This is a genomic window from Janthinobacterium sp. GW460-12-1-14-LB5, assembly GCF_059423585.1.
This window is the reverse complement of the sequence record NZ_JBWKYD010000004.1, coordinates 77,948-96,092: the sequence shown is the minus strand read 5'-3', so window position 1 is coordinate 96,092 and position 18,145 is coordinate 77,948. Positions and strand designations below refer to the sequence as shown.

17 protein-coding genes are annotated in these 18,145 nt (G+C 62.8%); 11 read left to right on the top strand and 6 right to left on the bottom strand.

All coding sequences use genetic code 11. The features are described from left to right. Nucleotides 1-3 precede the first annotated feature (3 nt). The 5 genes from AC07X6_RS05045 to AC07X6_RS05025 all read left to right on the top strand — a co-directional run bounded on the left by AC07X6_RS05045 (nt 4) and on the right by AC07X6_RS05025 (nt 6,827). Entirely contained in the window at nt 4-1,794 is a 1,791-nt protein-coding gene (locus AC07X6_RS05045; protein ID WP_034753387.1) for an acyl-CoA dehydrogenase C-terminal domain-containing protein, read from the top strand. Nucleotides 1,795-1,808: 14 nt separating this feature from the next. Then, a complete protein-coding gene (locus AC07X6_RS05040) occupies nt 1,809-4,208 on the top strand; it encodes a 3-hydroxyacyl-CoA dehydrogenase/enoyl-CoA hydratase family protein (protein ID WP_494790292.1) in 2,400 nt (799 codons plus the stop codon). Nucleotides 4,209-4,219: 11 nt separating this feature from the next. Then, the gene (locus tag AC07X6_RS05035) at nt 4,220-4,717 is read left to right on the top strand and encodes a PaaI family thioesterase (RefSeq protein ID WP_494790291.1); all 498 of its coding nucleotides are present in this window, start codon (nt 4,220-4,222) and stop codon (nt 4,715-4,717) included. A 60-nt stretch (nt 4,718-4,777) separates the two neighbouring features. Then, a complete protein-coding gene (locus AC07X6_RS05030; protein ID WP_070221628.1) occupies nt 4,778-5,974 on the top strand; it encodes an acetyl-CoA C-acyltransferase in 1,197 nt (398 codons plus the stop codon). Nucleotides 5,975-6,047: 73 nt separating this feature from the next. Further along, the gene (locus tag AC07X6_RS05025; RefSeq protein ID WP_494790290.1) at nt 6,048-6,827 is read left to right on the top strand and encodes an enoyl-CoA hydratase; all 780 of its coding nucleotides are present in this window, start codon (nt 6,048-6,050) and stop codon (nt 6,825-6,827) included. A gap of 43 nt (nt 6,828-6,870) precedes the next feature. On the opposite strand, the gene AC07X6_RS05020 is transcribed toward AC07X6_RS05025, so the two are convergent. Both AC07X6_RS05020 and AC07X6_RS05015 read right to left on the bottom strand, forming a co-directional pair. Then, nucleotides 6,871-9,057, bottom strand: coding sequence for a hypothetical protein (locus AC07X6_RS05020; RefSeq protein ID WP_494790289.1), 2,187 nt, complete (start codon nt 9,055-9,057; stop codon nt 6,871-6,873). Between the two features lie 312 nt (nt 9,058-9,369). After that, nucleotides 9,370-9,957 carry a TetR/AcrR family transcriptional regulator gene (locus AC07X6_RS05015; protein WP_494790288.1) on the bottom strand — a complete coding sequence of 196 codons (588 nt, stop codon included), beginning with the start codon at nt 9,955-9,957 and terminating at the stop codon, nt 9,370-9,372. 41 nt (nt 9,958-9,998) lie between these two features. Here AC07X6_RS05015 and AC07X6_RS05010 point away from each other — a divergent pair, with 41 nt between their 5' ends. Beyond that, nucleotides 9,999-10,565, top strand: coding sequence for a dihydrofolate reductase family protein (locus tag AC07X6_RS05010; RefSeq protein WP_494790287.1), 567 nt, complete (start codon nt 9,999-10,001; stop codon nt 10,563-10,565). Here the strand turns inward: AC07X6_RS05010 and AC07X6_RS05005 are convergent. Then, nucleotides 10,523-11,326, bottom strand: coding sequence for a metallophosphoesterase family protein (locus AC07X6_RS05005; RefSeq protein WP_494790286.1), 804 nt, complete (start codon nt 11,324-11,326; stop codon nt 10,523-10,525). The genes AC07X6_RS05010 and AC07X6_RS05005 overlap by 43 nt on opposite strands. A 139-nt stretch (nt 11,327-11,465) precedes the next feature. Between AC07X6_RS05005 and bla the strand changes: the two genes are divergently transcribed. Then, nucleotides 11,466-12,410, top strand: a complete 945-nt coding sequence (gene bla, locus AC07X6_RS05000) for a subclass B3 metallo-beta-lactamase (RefSeq protein WP_494790285.1) — start codon at nt 11,466-11,468, stop codon at nt 12,408-12,410. Between the two features lie 265 nt (nt 12,411-12,675). Next, complete coding sequence (locus AC07X6_RS04995; RefSeq protein ID WP_494790284.1) at nt 12,676-12,849, top strand: hypothetical protein; 174 nt, start codon at nt 12,676-12,678, stop codon at nt 12,847-12,849. On the opposite strand, the gene AC07X6_RS04990 is transcribed toward AC07X6_RS04995, so the two are convergent. Both AC07X6_RS04990 and AC07X6_RS04985 read right to left on the bottom strand, forming a co-directional pair. Continuing rightward, nucleotides 12,846-13,649 carry a metallophosphoesterase gene (locus AC07X6_RS04990; protein WP_230541320.1) on the bottom strand — a complete coding sequence of 268 codons (804 nt, stop codon included), beginning with the start codon at nt 13,647-13,649 and terminating at the stop codon, nt 12,846-12,848. The two genes, AC07X6_RS04995 and AC07X6_RS04990, sit on opposite strands and share 4 nt — an antisense overlap. 46 nt (nt 13,650-13,695) lie before the next feature. Next, nucleotides 13,696-14,601: a LysR family transcriptional regulator gene (locus tag AC07X6_RS04985; protein ID WP_494790283.1), complete on the bottom strand. Its 906-nt coding sequence runs from the start codon at nt 14,599-14,601 to the stop codon at nt 13,696-13,698. Nucleotides 14,602-14,720: 119 nt separating this feature from the next. On the opposite strand from AC07X6_RS04985, the gene AC07X6_RS04980 reads away from it, so the two are divergent. Continuing rightward, a complete protein-coding gene (locus AC07X6_RS04980; RefSeq protein WP_494790282.1) occupies nt 14,721-15,587 on the top strand; it encodes a pirin family protein in 867 nt (288 codons plus the stop codon). Nucleotides 15,588-15,639: 52 nt separating this feature from the next. After that, complete coding sequence (locus tag AC07X6_RS04975) at nt 15,640-16,341, top strand: isochorismatase family protein (RefSeq protein WP_494790281.1); 702 nt, start codon at nt 15,640-15,642, stop codon at nt 16,339-16,341. Between the two features lie 5 nt (nt 16,342-16,346). Here the strand turns inward: AC07X6_RS04975 and AC07X6_RS04970 are convergent, their stop codons facing one another. Beyond that, the gene (locus AC07X6_RS04970) at nt 16,347-17,102 is read right to left on the bottom strand and encodes a substrate-binding periplasmic protein (protein ID WP_494790280.1); all 756 of its coding nucleotides are present in this window, start codon (nt 17,100-17,102) and stop codon (nt 16,347-16,349) included. 230 nt (nt 17,103-17,332) lie between these two features. On the opposite strand from AC07X6_RS04970, the gene pnuC reads away from it, so the two are divergent. Continuing rightward, a complete protein-coding gene (gene pnuC, locus AC07X6_RS04965) occupies nt 17,333-17,923 on the top strand; it encodes a nicotinamide riboside transporter PnuC (protein WP_230541325.1) in 591 nt (196 codons plus the stop codon). The last annotated feature ends 222 nt before the right edge of the window (nt 17,924-18,145 follow it).

The window sequence follows — 18,145 nt, the reverse complement described above, 5'->3', positions numbered from 1 at the left end:
ATTATGGGTCAATACGTCGCGCCAATCCGGGATATGCAATTCGTCCTGCACGAGTTCCTGCAAGTGGAAGAAGAACTGAAGCAAATGCCGTCGTACGCCGACGTCGACGCCGACATCATCAACCAGGTGCTGGAAGAGGGCGGTAAATTCACTTCCGAAGTATTGTTCCCGCTGAACCACTCCGGCGACCGCGAAGGCTGCCACCACGACCCCGTCACGAAAAGCGTGACCACGCCTAAAGGTTTCAAAGAAGCCTACAAGCAGTACGTCGAAGGCGGCTGGGCGGCTTTGGCTTGCGATCCGGAATATGGCGGCCAGGGCTTGCCTGTCGTGCTGAACAACTCGTTCTATGAAATGCTGAACTCGTCGAACCAGGCCTGGTCCATGTACCCGGGCCTGTCGCACGGCGCCTACGAGTGCCTGAAGGAACATGGCACCGACCACCAGAAGGAAGTCTACCTGCCGAAACTGGTGTCGGGCGAGTGGACGGGCACCATGTGCCTGACCGAACCGCATTGCGGCACCGACCTGGGCCTGCTGCGCTCGAAAGCGCTGCCTGAGGCGGACGGTTCCTGGACCATCACCGGCAACAAGATCTTCATCTCCGCCGGCGAGCACGACATGGCGGAAAACATCCTGCACCTGGTGCTGGCCCGCGTGCCGGACGCACCGGAAGGCTCGAAAGGCATTTCGCTGTTCCTGGTGCCGAAATTCCTGCCGAACGCGGATGGCACGGTCGGTGAGCGCAACCCGATCACCTGCGGCGCCATCGAAGAAAAAATGGGCATCCACGGCAACTCGACTTGCCAGATGAATCTGGACGGCGCGAAAGGCTGGATCATCGGCCAGCCGAACAAGGGCCTGAACGCCATGTTCGTCTTCATGAACGCAGCCCGCCTGGGCGTGGGCATGCAGTCGCTGGGTCTGACGGAAATCGCCTACCAGAACGCGCTGATCTACGCCAAGGACCGCACGCAGATGCGTTCGCTGTCAGGCATCAAGAACCCGGAACTGCCGGCCGACCGCATCATCGTGCACCCTGACGTGCGCCGCATGCTGCTGACGGGCAAAGCCTACGCCGAAGGCGCGCGCGCTTTCACCTCGTACGTGGCGCTGCAGATCGACCGCGAACTGCACCACCCGGACGCCGACGTGCGCAAGGAAGCGGCCGACGAAGTGGCGCTGCTGACGCCCGTCATCAAGGCTTTTATTACCGACAACGCCTGGATCGCCACCTCGGACGCGATGCAAGTGTTCGGCGGCCACGGCTACATTTCGGAATGGGGCATGGAGCAGTATGTGCGCGACGCGCGCATCAACATGATCTACGAAGGCACGAACACGATCCAGTCGCTGGATCTGCTGGGCCGCAAGATCCTGGGCGACAACGGCGCCAAGCTGCGCAAGTTCGGCGAAAAGATCAAGGCCTTCGTCGAAGACAATGGCACCGATGAAGCGATGAGTGAATTCGTCACGCCACTGGGCGACCTGGGCGACAAAGTCACCAAGCTGACCATGGAAATCGGCATGAAGGCCTTCCAGAATCCTGACGAAGTGGGCGCGGCCTGCGTGCCTTACCTGCGCGTCGTCGGCCACATGATCTATAGCTACCTGTTCGCGCAGATGGCCAAGATCGCCCTCGAAAAAGAGTCCAGCGGCGACAAGTTTTATACCGCCAAACTGGCTACCGCACGTTTCTACTTCGCCCGCTTGCAGCCTGAGACGGCAACCCTGATCCGTCAGGCGCGTTCCGGTTCGGCCAACCTGATGGCACTCGACGCAGACCTGTTCTAAGACTTGAGGAAAATATGACCAATTTCATCGTTAAAAAAGTAGCCGTCCTCGGCGCCGGCGTGATGGGCGCGCAAATCGCCGCCCATTGCATCAACGCGAAAGTGCCGGTCGTGCTGTTCGACCTGCCTGCCAAGGAAGGTCCAAAGAATGGCATCGTGCTGCGCGCCATCGAGAACCTGAAAAAGCTGTCGCCTGCGCCGCTGGGCAACAAGGATGACGCCGCGCTGATCCAGGTAGCCAACTACGAAGACAACCTGGACATGCTGGCCGGTTGCGACCTGATCATCGAAGCCATCGCCGAGCGCATGGACTGGAAACACGACCTGTACCAGAAGGTGGCCCCGCACATCGGCCCGAACGCGATCTTCGCTTCGAACACCTCGGGCCTGTCGATCACCAAGCTGGCCGAAGGTTTCGACGCCGACCTGAAATCGCGCTACTGCGGCGTGCACTTCTTCAATCCGCCGCGCTATATGCACCTGGTCGAGATCATCCCGACCGAGTTCACCAAGCCAGAAATCGCCGACCAGCTGGAAGGCTTCCTGACCACCACCCTGGGCAAGGGCGTGGTCCGCGCCAAGGACACGCCGAACTTCATCGCCAACCGCGTGGGCGTGTTCGGCATCCTGGCCATCGTGCATGAAGCCGAGAAATTCGGCCTGTCCGTGGACGTCGTCGATGATTTGACGGGCGCCAAGCTGGGCCGCGCCAAGTCGGGCACCTTCCGCACGGCGGACGTGGTCGGCCTGGACACCATGGGCCATGTGATCAAGACCATGCAGGACTACCTGCCGAACGATCCGTTCGCCGCCGTCTACAAGACGCCGGCCGTGCTGGCGCAGCTGGTGGAAAAAGGCGCGCTGGGCCAGAAGAGCGGCGCAGGCTTCTACAAGAAGGTCGGCAAGGAAATCCAACGCCTGGACTTCGCCACCGGTGAATACGTCGCTGGCGGCGCCAAGGCTGCCGACATCATCGCCCGCATCCTGAAAGAAAAGGATCCGGTCAAGAAGATGAAGGCGCTGCGCGAATCGACGAACCCGCAAGGCCAGTTCCTGTGGGCGATCTTCCGCGATGCTTTCCATTACATCGCCATTCACCTCGACACCGTGGCCGACAATGCGCGCGACATCGACTTCGCCATGCGCTGGGGCTTCGGCTGGAACGTGGGTCCGTTTGAAACGTGGCAGGCATCGAACTGGCTGCAAGTGGCCAACTGGGTCAAGGAAGACATCGACGCCGGCCACGCGCTGTGCAACGCACCGCTGCCAGCCTGGGTATTCGAAGGCCCGGTCGCCGAAAAAGGCGGCGTGCACACGCCGGAAGGTTCGTATTCCGCCGTATCGAACAGCTTCGTGCCCCGCTCGAGCCTGTCCGTGTATGACCGCCAGCCATTCCGCGCACCCGTACTGGGCAGCGGCGCCATCGACGGCAAGACTGCCGGCACCACCGTCTTTGAAGACGAATCCGTGCGCGTCTGGCATACGGGCGACGACGTCCTGATCATCTCGTTCAAGACCAAGATGCACGTGATCGGCGAAGGCGTCATCAATGGCCTGAAACTGGCATTGGCCGAAGCGGAAAAGAACTTCAAGGGCCTGGTGATCTGGCACGCTGACGCAGCCGAAGGCGGCGCCTTCTCGGCCGGCGCCGACCTGCAATCGGCCCTGCCGGCCTTCATGCAAGGCGGCGTGAAAGCCGTCGATCCGATCATCGCCGAACTGCAGAACACCTTCATGTCGCTGAAATACGCGAACGTGCCGGTGATCGCCGCAGTCGCTGGCCTGGCACTGGGCGGCGGTTGCGAGCTGGCGCTGCATGCATCGAAGCGCGTGGCCTCGATCGAGTCGTACATCGGCCTGGTGGAAGTGGGCGTCGGCCTGATTCCAGCCGGCGGCGGCTTGAAGGAAGCGGCGCAGCGCGCCTACAAGGAAGCCAAGGGTAACGACATCCTGCAATTCCTGAAAACGGGCTTCACCAATGCGGCCACCGCCAACGTGTCGAAATCGGCGCTGGAAGCGAAGAAGATGGGCTACCTGAAAGAAGACGACGTGATCGTGTTCAACGCCTACGAGCTGCTGCACGTGGCCAAGGTCGAAGCGCGCGCCATGTTCGACGCGGGCTTCCGTCCGCAGCTGCCGTCGCTGATTCAGGTCACGGGCCGCTACGGCTGGGGCACCATCAAGGCGCAGCTGGTCAATATGCGCGACGGCGGCTTCATTTCGGCGCACGATTTCAAGCTGGGCGAGATGATCGCCGAGATCGTATCGGGCGGCGACGTGGACCAGGGCAGTTTCGTCAGCGAACAGTGGCTGCTGGATATGGAACGCAAGGCATTCCTGGAGCTGTTGAACCATCCGAAAACCCAGGAACGGATCATGGGCATGATGCAGACCGGTAAGCCGGTACGCAACTAAGCACAGCGTCGATGACGATCCTGTCCCTCGTATTTAAAGTACTGCTGCGCGTGAGGCCAAGCATGGTGTATGACCGTATCAAACAACAGATGATGGACACCTTGCCCTTCGTGCGGCTGCTGGGGATCAGCATCGACGAGATCGGCGCCGGCACCGCGAAGGTGTCGCTGCCGGACGATCCCAAACTGCATAATCACCTGGGCACGCAGCACGCGGGCGCCTTGTTTACCCTGGCCGAAACGGCGTCCGGCGCGGCCATGGCTGGCGGATTCGCCGAGCTGATACTGGGCTTGCGCCCGGTGGCCAAGGAGTCGCGCATTCAGTACCAGAAGGTGGCCCGGGGCGCGACGCGCGCCGAAGGCCGCGTGCCGGGCGACCTGGCCGCACTGAAGGCGCAGCTGGCGCAGGATGGCAAGGTGGCGTTTCCCGTGACAGTCGATATTTTCGACTGTGAGGGCACGCTGGCGGCACAGGTGACGGTGGACTGGTATCTGTCGCAGAAGCGATAGACCGCCACCCCGGATACTCGACAGAACACGAACCTCGTTCAACATCTTTGAAAGAACAAAATGAGCAAACAACTTCAAGACGCGTACATCGTCTCTGCAACCCGCACCCCGATCGGCAAGGCGCCGCGCGGCATGTTCAGAAACACCCGCCCGGACGACCTGCTGGTGCGCGTGCTGCAATCGGCCCTGGCGCAAGCGCCTGGCCTCGACCCGGCATTGATCACCGACGCCATCATCGGCTGCTCGTTCCCGGAAGCGGAGCAGGGCTTCAATATCGCGCGTAACTCGGTGCTGCTGGCCGGCTTGCCGAAAACCGTCGGTGGCGTCACTGTCAACCGCTACTGCGCCTCGGGCATCACGGCCATCGCCATGGCGGCTGACCGCATCCGCGTGGGCGAAGCCGACGTCATGATCGCCGGCGGCATCGAGTCGATGTCGATGGTGCCGATGATGGGCCACCATCCATCGATGAACCTGGACATGTTCAGCGACGAGAACATCGGCATGGCCTACGGCATGGGCCTGACGGCCGAGAAAGTGGCGCAGCAATGGAAAGTGTCGCGCGAACAGCAGGACGCCTTCTCCGTTGAATCGCACCGCCGCGCCATCGCCGCGCAGCAAGCCGGTTTCTTCAAGGCGGAAACGACGCCAGTGGAAATCATCACGCGCACGCCGAACCTGGCTACCGGCCAGGTTGATGTGAGCCGCCGCACCGTCGACACGGACGAAGGCGCGCGCGCCGATTCGTCGATGGAGTCGCTGGCAAAACTGAAACCAGTGTTCGCCGCCAAGGGCACCGTCACGGCCGCCAACAGCTCGCAGATGTCCGACGGCGCCGGTGCGCTGCTGATCGTCAGCGAAAAAATCCTGCGTGAGCATAACCTGACCCCGCTGGCGAAATTCTCCTCGTTCGCCGTGCGCGGCGTGCCGCCGGAAATCATGGGCATCGGTCCGAAATTCGCCATCCCAGCCGCCTGCGCCGCCGCCGGCATCACGCAAGACCAGCTGGACTGGATCGAGCTGAACGAAGCGTTTGCCGCACAAGCATTGGCTGTCATCGGCGACCTGGGCCTGGATCCATCGAAGGTCAATCCGATGGGCGGCGCGATCGCCCTGGGCCACCCGCTGGGTGCCACTGGTGCCATCCGCGCCGCCACCGTGATCCACGCACTGCAGCGCACCAAGCAGAAGTACGGCATGGTGACGATGTGCGTGGGCGCCGGCATGGGCGCGGCCGGAATTTTTGAACGCGTCTAAGTTCGACGGGCTAAAGTAATACAACAGGGCGCTGCGGGATTACCTCGGCGCCCTTTATCTTTTTGGAGACGACATGGATATTTTGTGCAGCAAGAGCGAGGGCATTTTGACCCTGGAATTCAACCGCCTGGAACGCAAGAATGCGATCACGGGCGCCATGTATCAGACCCTGGCCGATGCGCTGGTGGCGGCCGAGACGGACGACGATGTGCGCGCCATCCTGATCTGCGGCAAGCGCGAGATTTTCACGGCTGGCAACGACCTTGATGACTTCATGAAGACGGCGCGCCCGAAGGATGGCTCGCTCGACCATGACCGTCCCGTGTTCCAGTTCATGCGCGCCCTGTACGGCAGCAGCAAGCCCGTGGTGGCGGCCGTTTCCGGCCCCGCCATCGGCATCGGCACCACCTTGCTGATGCACTGCGACCTCGTCTACGCGGCCGACAACGCCAGCTTCTCGATGCCGTTCACGCAGCTGGGCCTGTGCCCGGAATTCGGTTCCAGCCTGCTGCTCACGCAACTGGCCGGCTACCCGCGCGCGGCGGAGAAGCTGATGCTGGGCGAAGCATTCCCCGCCAGCGAAGCGCTGGAAATGGGCCTCGTGTCGAAAGTCGTGCCCCTGTACGACCTGATGACCTTCGCGCAAGGCCAGGCCGCCAAGCTGGTGGCATTGCCAGCCGCCTCCATCCGCGCCACCAAGCGATTGATGAAGCAAAGCCGCATGGAGCCGATGAAGGCCGCTATCGCCGACGAAAACAAGCTGTTCAGTGCCATGCTGGGCGGCGCCGAAGCGAAGGAAGCGTTTACTGCCTTCTTTGAAAAGCGCAAGCCGGATTTCAAGCAGTTTTCCTGAAGACGAATACGGTAAGAAAGGGCGCCGTCAGAACGCACAAGAATTATTGCGGCTGACCTGGCGCCTGTGTTTGCCCGCTGTTCGACCACAGCGTAATGCGCACTCGGCGGTCTGTCGCAGTGTCGTAGCTGAGGGGATTGACGCTGCCGTTCTTTTGATTTCTGGATACGAAGCGTTCACCCATGCGCTCCTGAAGAATGTTAAAGGCCCAGTCGGCTCTTGATTTGGCCAGCGCTGCATTTTTTTCTGCTGAGCAACGTGCCCTCATGGCAGGGACGAGTCTGGCCGGACAAGGCGGCGACTTGCGTGATGCATAGGCGTCGATTTCCAGGCGGACATCTTGCGCATGTCTGTAGAGAATGTCAGCCAGTTGCACCAACTGCCATTCAAGGGCCTTGTCGGTGTGTTGCCCCAGGGAAAAAGTGGCATCGAAATCCAGGGTCGCGCTATTGCCGATTCCGTCGCTACAACGGCTGCCCTTGATCTGGCTTACGATCTGCCGGCAGAGTACCTTGAATGATCCTGGCGTTTTTGGCGCCGTGGCCTTCAGTACGGCTTCCATTGCCTCACGCCAAGCCTTGGCGTCGCCTGCGCTGGGTGCGATGCTCAGTATGGCTGCAGGTGCGGCTGCCGGCGCCGTATCGATGGCCAGTTGCGCATGCTGTTGGCTCCCTGCATTGCGCAACTGCCGGGCCGCCAGCACCGCATCCATTGCGGCGCTGCCGCAGGCGGCGAGAGTGCGTTCCTTCAAGGCCTTGCCCGTTAGCCCTTCGCGCAGTACCAGTTGTTGTTCCACTGCGGCGCACAAAGCCACTTGTTGCAGCATGCTGGGTGCGCTCGGCGTCTGGCCATCCGTCGATTCGCTATCTGTCTGGTAGGTACTGCTGGCATCGTTTCGCAATGCAATTGTCAGGTTGCCGGTCAGGTCGTTGGTGTCGTTTTTCGCAAGCTGATCTGTCGTCTTGCCCAGCTGTTTTTCCCAGGCCTCGCGGGACTCTTTTAGCGTCATGGTATTTTTTTTGTCGCTGATTTCATATGCCACGCGTGTCAGGGTCGCATACAGAAATGGCGAAAACATGGAGGCGTTCTGGACTGGTGGGCCGTCTCCCATGCCCAAGCGCCTGCAGGCGGCCGATGCAAACGCGAGCTTGGCGCTGTTATTCTGGTAGCGTTCGTCGATGAGCTTGGTAAAAATGCGGTCGAATTGTTCCTGGATGTCACCGGAAAACACTTGCATCATGATCGATACGCCGCCGTAGGCGTGGTCGTCCACCTTGTCAATAGTGCGATCCAGTTGGCTCAGCATGCGGTCGATCACGCCGAGCAAGCGGTCCGCACCTTTATCGTAGAGGCGTGCCGCCATCAGTTCCGTGGCAGCGGTTTCGACATTCGGGGAAAACAGGCTGCCCAGGGTGCGTGTGCCGTTGTCCAGGCGCGTGCTCAGTTGTACCGCATTGTCGGCTAGTTGACGGGCATTTTTCTGCAGTTCCATATTGTTTGCGAGCAGTGCATTACTTTCAGCGTCCACCGCCTTGGGGACCATCCTGGGTAATAGTGCGCTGTGGCTGTTGGCGATTGCCGTGGCCCGTTGGCCAAGTTCGGCCAGACGCGCCGCCTGTGTTTTAAGCTGTGCGACGTGCGCTCTGATTTCTTCCTCACTGCTTGTCATTTGTTGTGCGAATGCCGCGATGCAATCGGTACGCTGGACACAGGCCTTGTTCTTGTAAACGAGAGGTGTGAGTCGCTCTCTTGTCTTGCGTAATGTATCGCGCAGATCCCTAAGCGATTGCGCCGTCACGTCGCGTGTTGTGCTGATATCCGCACTCAGCTGGTCGTAATCTGCCTTCAGCATGCCTACCGCTTTCTGTGCCTCTTTCCCAGCCTCCTGACCAACGTTTCTCAGCGCAGTTTGCTGTTTCTGCACGCTAGCCATTACCTCTTGGACAGAGCTGATCAGCGTGGACGGCATCTTCTCGCCAGGTGCGGGATTTAGGCATCGCTGATCGTCATCGAGGCAACTGCCGAGCAGGCGCAGTGCAATGGCGTCGATCAGGGCGTGTTCCAGTTTATCTTGCTTCATCGGCAGCGCCTGTTCGATGACGTCGCACTGCTCCTGGATAAGGATGGAGCGGTCCAGCGTTTTTTGAATTTGTGACGCGCATCCGCTTAAAAGCAGACTGAGCATGAACGGTGCAATGCGATAGCAGGTCGTGTTGAAAGACATGGACATGGCTTCCCCTGGCAATGGATACAGTGTAGACGTTGATACTGAGTAGTAAACAGAATAATGGCCGAGCAGCTCTTGAATCTATTGAATTGTTTCATTTCTGGAAAGTTTCGAGGATCCAGCTTGGGTTCATGCGGGAACGCGCGCAATCGGCTCGCGGCGTGGTGGGCAAGCCTGGCCCGGGGTAAAAGCATGATCTTCACGGTGAATGAGAGCGTCGCAGCCTTGCAATCGGTGCTTGACCCCTGTGGCCTGAGAGGACAGGGGCGGAGCGTATGCTGAACCGGCACCAGCGGTTGCTCGCCCCCCCGTCTATCAGCGTTCCGCCCGCATCCCCGCCAGGATCAGGCCGACCGACGCGTGCCATTGCGTCTCGCTGGCCGGCCGGCCAGCCAGCGCATAGCCGTGCAGGAAATCGACGATGGCGTCGCGGCCACGCAGCTGGATATTTTGCGGCAGATCAAGGTCCTCCAGGGCCAGCTCGAACAGCGCCGTAAAGCGCTCGGCCACATCGGCTTGCTCCACCAGCCCGCGCGCCATCAGGCGCACGAAATACGGCGTGGCGCTGACCAGTTCCAGGTACAGCGCGCATAGCGCCAGCAGGCGGCGCTGGGGCGTTTGGCGCCGCGTAAATGGCGGCTGGCGCGGATCGAGCGCGGCAAAACGCTGCGCCATCAAGGCCAGCAGCAATTCCTCCTTTCCCGCGTAATAGTGATACACGGCCATGGCATCGACGCCCAGGCTTTGCGCCAGCGCGCGCATGGAAAAGGCCTCGCCTTGCTCTTCCAGCAGGGCCAGTGCCGCCTGCAGGATGACGGCGTTGTCTAGTGCAGGCAGGGCGCGGCGCGGACGGCCAGGGCGGCGTGCCAGATCGGGTACAGCTTGAAGTTTTTGGGATTTCATGGGCATAATTCTACACCGTAGAATTAATTGAGGGAACATCCATGCAAAAACCATTCGTCAGCGTTTTTCTCGGCATCAGCATCGACGGTTGCATCGCGGGAGAAAACGGCGACCTGTCCTGGCTGGCCGAGCTGGCGCCCGATACGCCCGACGCTACCGGCTACACGGCATTGATGGATCAAGTCGATACCCTGCTGATCGGCCGCACCACATATGACGCCGTGCTGGGTTTTGAGCCGTGGCCGTATGCGGGCAAGCGCGTGGTGGTCTTGAGCCACCGCGACTTCGCGCCGCGCCATGGCGAGCAGCGCCGCGAAGGCAGCGTGCGGGAAGTGCTGCGGGAGCTGGCAGAGGAGGGGTGCCGCCACGTGTATCTGGACGGCGGCGCCGTCATCCGCGCCGGTTTGCGCGAAGGCGTCATCGACAGTGTCACCTTGTCCGTGCTGCCCGTGGTGCTGGGGCGCGGCGTGCGCCTGTTCGAGAACGGCTTGCCGCGCAGCGACTGGCGCCTGGACGGCACGCGCCCGCTGCCCAGCGGCGTGGCGCAGCTGCGCTATCGAAAAAATCAAGCCGCGCTGGAGACCTCGACGATGCAGTTGGGATCATAGCGGTCGTTTTCCGGCGTGCCATCGGGCCGTCTGTAGCCGCAGGGGTTGCACACGACGCGGCACTCCTGGATGCGATAGTCGAGCGAGGCGTGCATGTGGCCATGCACCCACAGGTCGGCTTGCGCCACCAGCTCGTCCAGCTGCGAGGCGAAGGCGGGCGAGCCGAGGTTCGTCGCATATTGCGCTTCCACCGACAGCATCGATGGCGCCATGTGCGTGATGACGACCGTCTTGCCATCGAACGGTTGCGCCAGCTGCCGTTCCAGCCACGAGCGGTGCTGCGCGTGCAGCTGCGCCGTGTCGTTGGCGCACAGCAGGCGCGGCGTGCCGCCGCCCGTGCTGATGCGCTTGTAGTCGGGCATGTAGGCTTGCGCCGCGTTGAGCGCTTCTTCCCGGCGCTCCGCGCCGAACAGCAGAAAATTCGTCCACAGAGTGACGCCGAGGAAGCGCACGCCATCGAGCGTCACGGCGTCGCCGTCGAGCAGGCGGATGTCGGCGCCGTGCGCATTGGCGCTGGCGCAGGCGTCGCGCACGGCGTCCTGCATGCGTTCGAGCTGGTGGCCGTAGCCTTCGTGGTTGCCGTGCACGTACAGCACGGGCAGGGCGCCGAAGGTGCGCGCGGCCCAGGCGATGGCGTTGCTGCCCGTGTCGATGTCGCCGGCCAGGATCACCACGTCGGGGCGGCTGGCGGCAAGGTCGATGGCGGGCGTATCTTCACCCCACACTTCCAGGTGCAGGTCGGACAGGATCAGCAAACGCATGGCAATAAGGCGACTAGGCGCGCGGCAGTCTATGGGCCTCTATCGTAGCGCAAGTCGCCGCGTCCGTCCGCTTGACCGCGCGGGGGGCGCGACGTTACTCTGTGGCATTGATTCATACCGCCTATTTTCCTGGAGCCGCATGCCGCCTTTCTTCCTTCCCAAGTCCCTGCTCAGCATCGCGCTGGCAGCCATGACGCTGCCGTTGACGGTGCATGCCGCCCCGCCCGCCATCGATCCATTGACGCAGCCAATCGCCTCGCCATATGCGGCGCAGTGGAACCGCCCGCAGCAGCCGGCGCGCATCCACGGCGACACGTATTACGTGGGCGTGGGCGGCTTGAGCGTGGTGCTGATCGACACGCGCGAAGGCTTGATCCTGATCGATGGCGCGCTGCCGCAATCGGTGGCCGCCATCAAGGAACATATCCTCGAGCTGGGCTTTCGCCTGGAAGACATCAAGTTCATCCTGAATACGGAAGCGCATTTCGACCATTCGGGCGGCATCGCCGCCCTGGCCCGCGACAGCGGCGCGCAAGTAGTCGCCAGTCCGCTCGGTGCGCAGGCGCTGCGCGCGGGCTCGGTGCTTGCCATGGATCCGCAGGCGGGCGAAATCGATCCCATGCCGGCCGTGGAAAACGTGCGCGAAGTCGCCGATGGCGAAACCCTGCAACTGGGCGAGGTGACCGTCACGGCGCGCTACACGCCTGGCCATACGCCGGGCAGCACCAGCTGGACCTGGGTGTCGTGCGAGGATGCCGAGCGCCAGGAATGCCTGAACGTGGTATTCGGCGCCAGCCTCACGCCGGTGGCGGCCGACGATTTTCATTACCTGGGCGATGAGCGCCATGGGGACCTGACGCCGGCCTTCCGCCGCGTCATGCAGGACTTCGCCAGACTGCCGTGCGACATTTTGATCTCGGCGCACCCCGACCATTCGGGCGGCGACCTTAAACTGAAGCAATTGCTCGAAGGCGTCACGCCGAATCCCTTCGTCGATGCGCAGGCGTGCCGTAATTACGCGGCCAAAAATGAAGTCAAGCTCGATGCGCGCATCGCGAAAGAAAAAGCGGCCGCGACAAAATAACAACGTTGTTGCATATGCCATGCAAAGCGCTTGACGCACTGCAGCATACGGCGCAGAATCGTCATCCGCAGTGCAGATCAACCATCAAATAGAAAGGAAACCCATGTTCGAGCAGGCTGGCAGCAAGTCGTACGACCACTAGCCCCGCGCATGACGCTCGGGGCCAACGGCAGCATTGCCGATCCCGGGCCGGTGTCCTTCAAACCCCGGTGAGGAAACTCGCCGGGGTTTTTTGTTTTGCACGACCGGGTTGAGAGGAAACAGCATGAAAATCAAAGTAAAAGCCGCGTCCAAGCCGCGCAATCCGCTGGTGGCGGCCGCCAGGCTGCGCGGCGGCGCCGGCGCGCACCAGTCGGAGGCGTGGCCGCGCGCGGCGCGGCGGGCCGGCAAGCACCGCCTGCAGCAATGGCTGGCGGGGCGTCTGAAGCCGGAGGATTAACGCGGGGCCAGCTCGACGATGAAGTTCGGATCAAAAGCGCAATTTTGCGGCGCGCCGCTGCGTGACTTGTAGCCGCAGGGGTTGGCCACGACGCGGCACTGGCCGATGCGGTAGTCGCGCGAGGCGTGGATGTGGCCATGCACCCACAGGTCCGCCTGCGCGGCCAGCTCATCGAGGCGCGAAGCGTAGGCAGGCGAGCAGCCCTCGCTGCCGTAGGCGTCGTCGACCGAGCGCAGCGACGGCGCCATGTGGCTGATGACGACGGTGTGGCCGTCGAACGGCTGCGCCAGTTCGCGCGCCAGCCAGGCTTTTTGCTGCGCGTGGAACATGGCCGTGTCGGCTGCGCGCAGCTTGCGAAAGCCCATGTTGGCCAGGCGGATGCGCTTGTAGTCGTTCATGACGGCTTCCGCGTCGCGCATGGCGGACTGGCGCGTATCGTCGCCCAGCAGGCGGAAATCCGTCCACAGGGTGGCGCCCAGGAAGCGCACCTGCTTGCCTGCCTGGTCGGTGATGAGGTGGGTATCGGCGTCGAGAAAATGCACGTTCGGCGTGGCGGCACAGGCCGCGCGCAACTCCTGGCGCACCTTGTCGAGGTGGTGGCCATAGCCTTCGTGGTTGCCGTGCACGTACAGCACGGGCAGGCCCGCAAACGCGGTGGCGGCCCAGGCGACGGCACGGGCGCCCGTGTCGATGTCGCCGGCCAGGATCACGGCGTCGGGACGGCTGAGCGCGAGGTCGCCCTGCGGCGCTTCCTCGCGCCATAGCTCGTGGTGCAGGTCCGATAAAATCAATAAACGCATGCGGCATCCAGGCGATTCGGGAATACGCCATCGTACCTGAAAACCGTCACTCTTCCTCCAGCGCGGCGAAGCTGTGCGCCAGGTAGTCGATCAGCGCGCGCACGGCGGGCAGCAGGCCGCGCCGCGACGGGAAGACGGCGTGGATGATTTCGCGCTGCGGCCGCCATTGCTCCATCAGCGGCAGCAGGCTGCCGTTGGCCACCTGTTCGGTAATCATCATGGTTGGCAGCTGCACCACGCCCACGCCAGCCACGGCCGCGTCGCGCAGTGTCAGCATGTCGCCCGTGACGAAGCGCGGTGTGTGGCGCAACTGGGCGCGCGCGCCGTCCGGGCCATATAAATCCCACTGGTAGTGCTGCTGCGGCATGCCCAGGGCCAGGCTGGGCCAGTCGGCCAGGTCGGCTGGCGCCTTCGGCAGCGGCGCGCCGGCGAACAGCAGGGGGCTGCCCACCATGCACTGGCTGCGTTCGGCCAGCACGCGCAGCACCAGGTCGCTGTCGGGCAGCGGCGGCGGGCGCACGCGGATGGCCACGTCGATACCTTCGGCCACCAGGTCGACGCGGCGGTTGCTCGCTTCCAGCAGCAGCGTGACCTGCGGATGCTCGCGCATGAAGCCGGCCAGCATGGGCGCGACCAGGGAATGCAGCAGGGCGATGGGGCAGGACAGGCGCACCGTGCCGCGCGGCGCGGCCCGCGTCAGTTCGATCGCTTCCTGCGCCGCCTCCGCTTCCACCAGCATCGCCTTGCAATGCTCGTAAAACGTCTGACCCACGTCGGTGACGGAAAAATGCCGCGTCGTGCGCTGCAGCAGGCGCGCGCCCAGGCGCTCTTCCAGCAGCGCGATGCGCCGGCTCAGTCTGGACTTCGGCATGCCCAGCGCGCGCCCGGCCGGCGCGAAGCCGCCATGGTCGACCACTTGCACAAAGTAATACAAATCGTTCAGATCCTGCATGCCGCCTCCTTGATCGTTCTATTTTTGGAACTCTGATGGCAAATTTTGCCGTCTACCGCCCCTATCGTTGCAAGAGTAACCTGTCTCCATCGTAATGCAAACCCCAACAGGAGATCGAGATGAACACAGTCACAGGTATCTACAGCGCACCCCGCCAGCACTGGGTCGGCGACGGTTTCCCCGTGCGCTCGATGTTTTCGTATAACGGCCATGGCAAGCAGCTGAGCCCCTTCCTGCTGCTCGACTATGCCGGCCCCGCAGAATTTGCGCCCGGCACGCGTCCGCCCGGCGTCGGCTCGCACCCGCACCGCGGCTTCGAGACGGTGACCATCGTCTACAAGGGCGAAGTGGCGCACCGCGATTCGACGGGCCAGGGCGGCGTGATCGGCCCAGGCGACGTGCAGTGGATGACGGCCGGCGCCGGCATCCTGCATGAAGAGTTTCACTCGCCTGCCTTCACGCAGTCGGGCGGCACGCTGGAAATGGTGCAGCTGTGGGTGAACCTGCCGGCGAAAAACAAGATGACGGCGCCCGGCTACCAGGCCATCACCAGCGACACGATTCCCACGGTGGCGCTGCCCGACGACGCCGGCTCGGTGCGCGTGATCGCCGGCGACTTCGCTGGCCAGCATGGCCCGGCCCGCACGTTTTCGCCGATGCGGGTGTGGGATGTGCGCCTGGCCCAGGGCAAGCTGACGGAATTGCCCGTCACGCCAGGCTGGAGCACGGCGCTGATCGTTTTGCACGGCACGGTGCTGGTGAATGGCGAAAGCGTGGTGCGCGAAGCGCAGATGGCGCTGTTCGGGCGCGATGGCGACAGCATCACCGTCGAGGCGAACAGCGACGCCGTGGTGCTGCTGCTGAGCGGCGAGCCGATCGATGAACCCATCGTCGGCCATGGCCCCTTCGTCATGAACAGCGAAGCGGAAATCGCGCAGGCGTTCGAGGATTTCAACAGCGGCCGCTTCGCCCGCATTGAGAAGTAATTTGTGCAGTACCCATGCCGCATCCCGCGGCATGGTTTTTCAGGAGACTACCATGAGCACCCCCGCCAACTTCCAAGGTTTGCCACCGATGATCGATCCCGACGATGCCGTCATGCTGCTGATCGACCACCAGAGCGGCTTGTTCCAGCTGGTGCGCGACATCGAGCAGCACGTGCTGCGCGGCCACGTCACGGCGCTGGCCAAGCTGTCGCGCCTGGCCAACCTGCCGACGTTTACCACCGCTTCCGTGCCGGACGGCCCGAATGGCCCCCTGATCCCGGAAATCCACCATTTCAACCCGGACGCCGTCTACATCCCGCGCACGGGCCAGATCAACGCCTGGGACAATCCAGCCTGGGTCGAGGCCATCGAAAAGACGGGCCGCAAGACCCTGCTGATCGCCGGCACGCTCACCAGCGTATGCATGGCTTTCCCCACCATCAGTGCGCTGGCGGCCGGCTACAAGGTGTTTGCCATCATCGACGCTTCCGGCAACTGGTCGAAGATGGCCACCGACATCACCATGGCGCGCGTCACGCAGGCGGGCGCCGTGCCGATCGATACGTATGCCGTGCTGGCTGAAGTGATGAGTACCTGGAACCGCGCCGACGCGATGGAGTTCGCCGCCATCATGACCGACCACATCGTGCCGCCGTACCGCGCGCTGATCGAAAGCTACGACAAGGCGCAGGGCGTGCAAAAGAGTGGCCGCGAAACCAAGCTGGAAATCCTCGAAGCGGCCAGCAAGGGCTGATCGTCTTACGGCGCGTCGTAGCGGGCGCGTATCGCCGCCAGCGCGCCGCGCTGCTCCAGGCGCGTGATGGCGGCGTTCAGGCGGGCCAGGTCGGCGGTGCTGGTCGTGTGCGCATTGAGCATCAGGTGCACGGGGGCGCGCAGGGCCAGGAAGGGCAGGGTGCTCAAGGCAACACCCTGCAGGCGCGCTTCGTGGCGCACGGCCAGTACGTCGCCCAGCAGCAGGTCGGCGCGGCCCGCATCGAGCATGCGCACGCCTTGCTGGAAGCTGCCGAAGGCATTCAGGCGGCCCGCCTTGTCCAGTGCGGGCCGGACCGCCGCGTACTGCGCGCCATACCAGCCCACTTTGGGCGCCAGCAAGGTCGACTTGCCGCGTGCGAGCTGCGCGAAGCTGGCGATCTGGCGCTGGCTGCCGGGCGCGCCGGATTTGCTGAAGAGGCCCACGGCTTCGTCGCGGTACGGGATGGAAAAGCGCGCATACGACTGGCGTTCCGGCGTTTCGGATGCGGCCAGCATCAGATCCAGCCCCCCTTTCTGGAACAGCAGCTGGCGCCGCGCCGTGGGCAGTTCCGGCAATGTCACGAGCGTACACCGCGCTTCCTTGAATATGGCTTTGAGCAACTCCAGGTCCAGGCCCGTATAGCGGCCCTGGGCATCGCGGTAGACATACGGCGGCCACTGTTCCAGCGCCATCGTCATGCGGCAGGCCACGGCGGGCAGGGCGGATATGCCGAGCACTGCCGCTAACAGGAGATGGCGCATGCGCATACGGGTGTTTCCCTGGAGTTTCAACTTGATATTCAATTTGCCAGAATGGCCACGGAAGTCAAGGGCTGTGGCGGCCGAGGGCCGGCCTGGCCCGCATTTTCTCGTTTTTTACGCGCTTTTTGCACTTTCCCGTCCGTATGCCGCCATTCCTGCACGGCGAACACCGTGCAGTGTAATCGGCTATAGTGGCGCGGTGCCACCACTGCCCCGCAAAGGAAGACCGCTTGACTGCTCCGCTCGAGATCGCCGCCAATGTGCTGATGACTGCCTCCATCATCCTGGCGGGACGCAATAATATTCATTCCTGGTGGATCGGCATGGTCGGCTGCGTGCTGTTTGCCGTGCTGTTTTTCCAGGTCAACCTGTACGCCGACGTGATGCTGCAGCTGTTTTTCATCGTCACCTGCGTCATCGGCTGGCTGCAATGGCGCCGCGGCGCGGGCGGCAAGCCGTTGCCGATCACGCGCACGCGCTGGCGCACCCTGGCCTGGGTGGTGCCGGCCGGCATCGCCTCCGTGGCGATCTACGGCATGCTGCTGCACCGCTTCACGAATGCCTACGCGCCCTTCATCGATTCGGCCGTGTTGGTATTTAGCATCATCGCGCAATTCCTGCTGATGAGCCGGCGCATCGAGACCTGGGCTTTCTGGCTGCTGGTCAACACCGTGGCCGTGCCCCTCTACTACAGCCGCGGCCTGCACCTGACGGCCGTGCTGTATGCGGCCTACTGGGTCAACGCCGTGATTTCCTGGTACTGGTGGAGCGTGCAGGCACGCCGTGCGGCGCAGGCGTCCGCGGCGATTCCCGACGCCTGATATTGCCACATACCAAGTCCTTAGATTCAAATCGTATATACAATCAATTTTTAATTCGTTCACGCCATAAAGACACCGGGATATAGTGGCCTTTCCCCGCTTACCGGTGTCTTTTATGTTGCGCTTTAGCCTTTCTACCTGTTTTTATGCCGCCCGGCACCAGCTGACCATGCAATGCATGGCGCAGTGGATGCCGATGCGTGCCCGTCCACGCATCCCTTA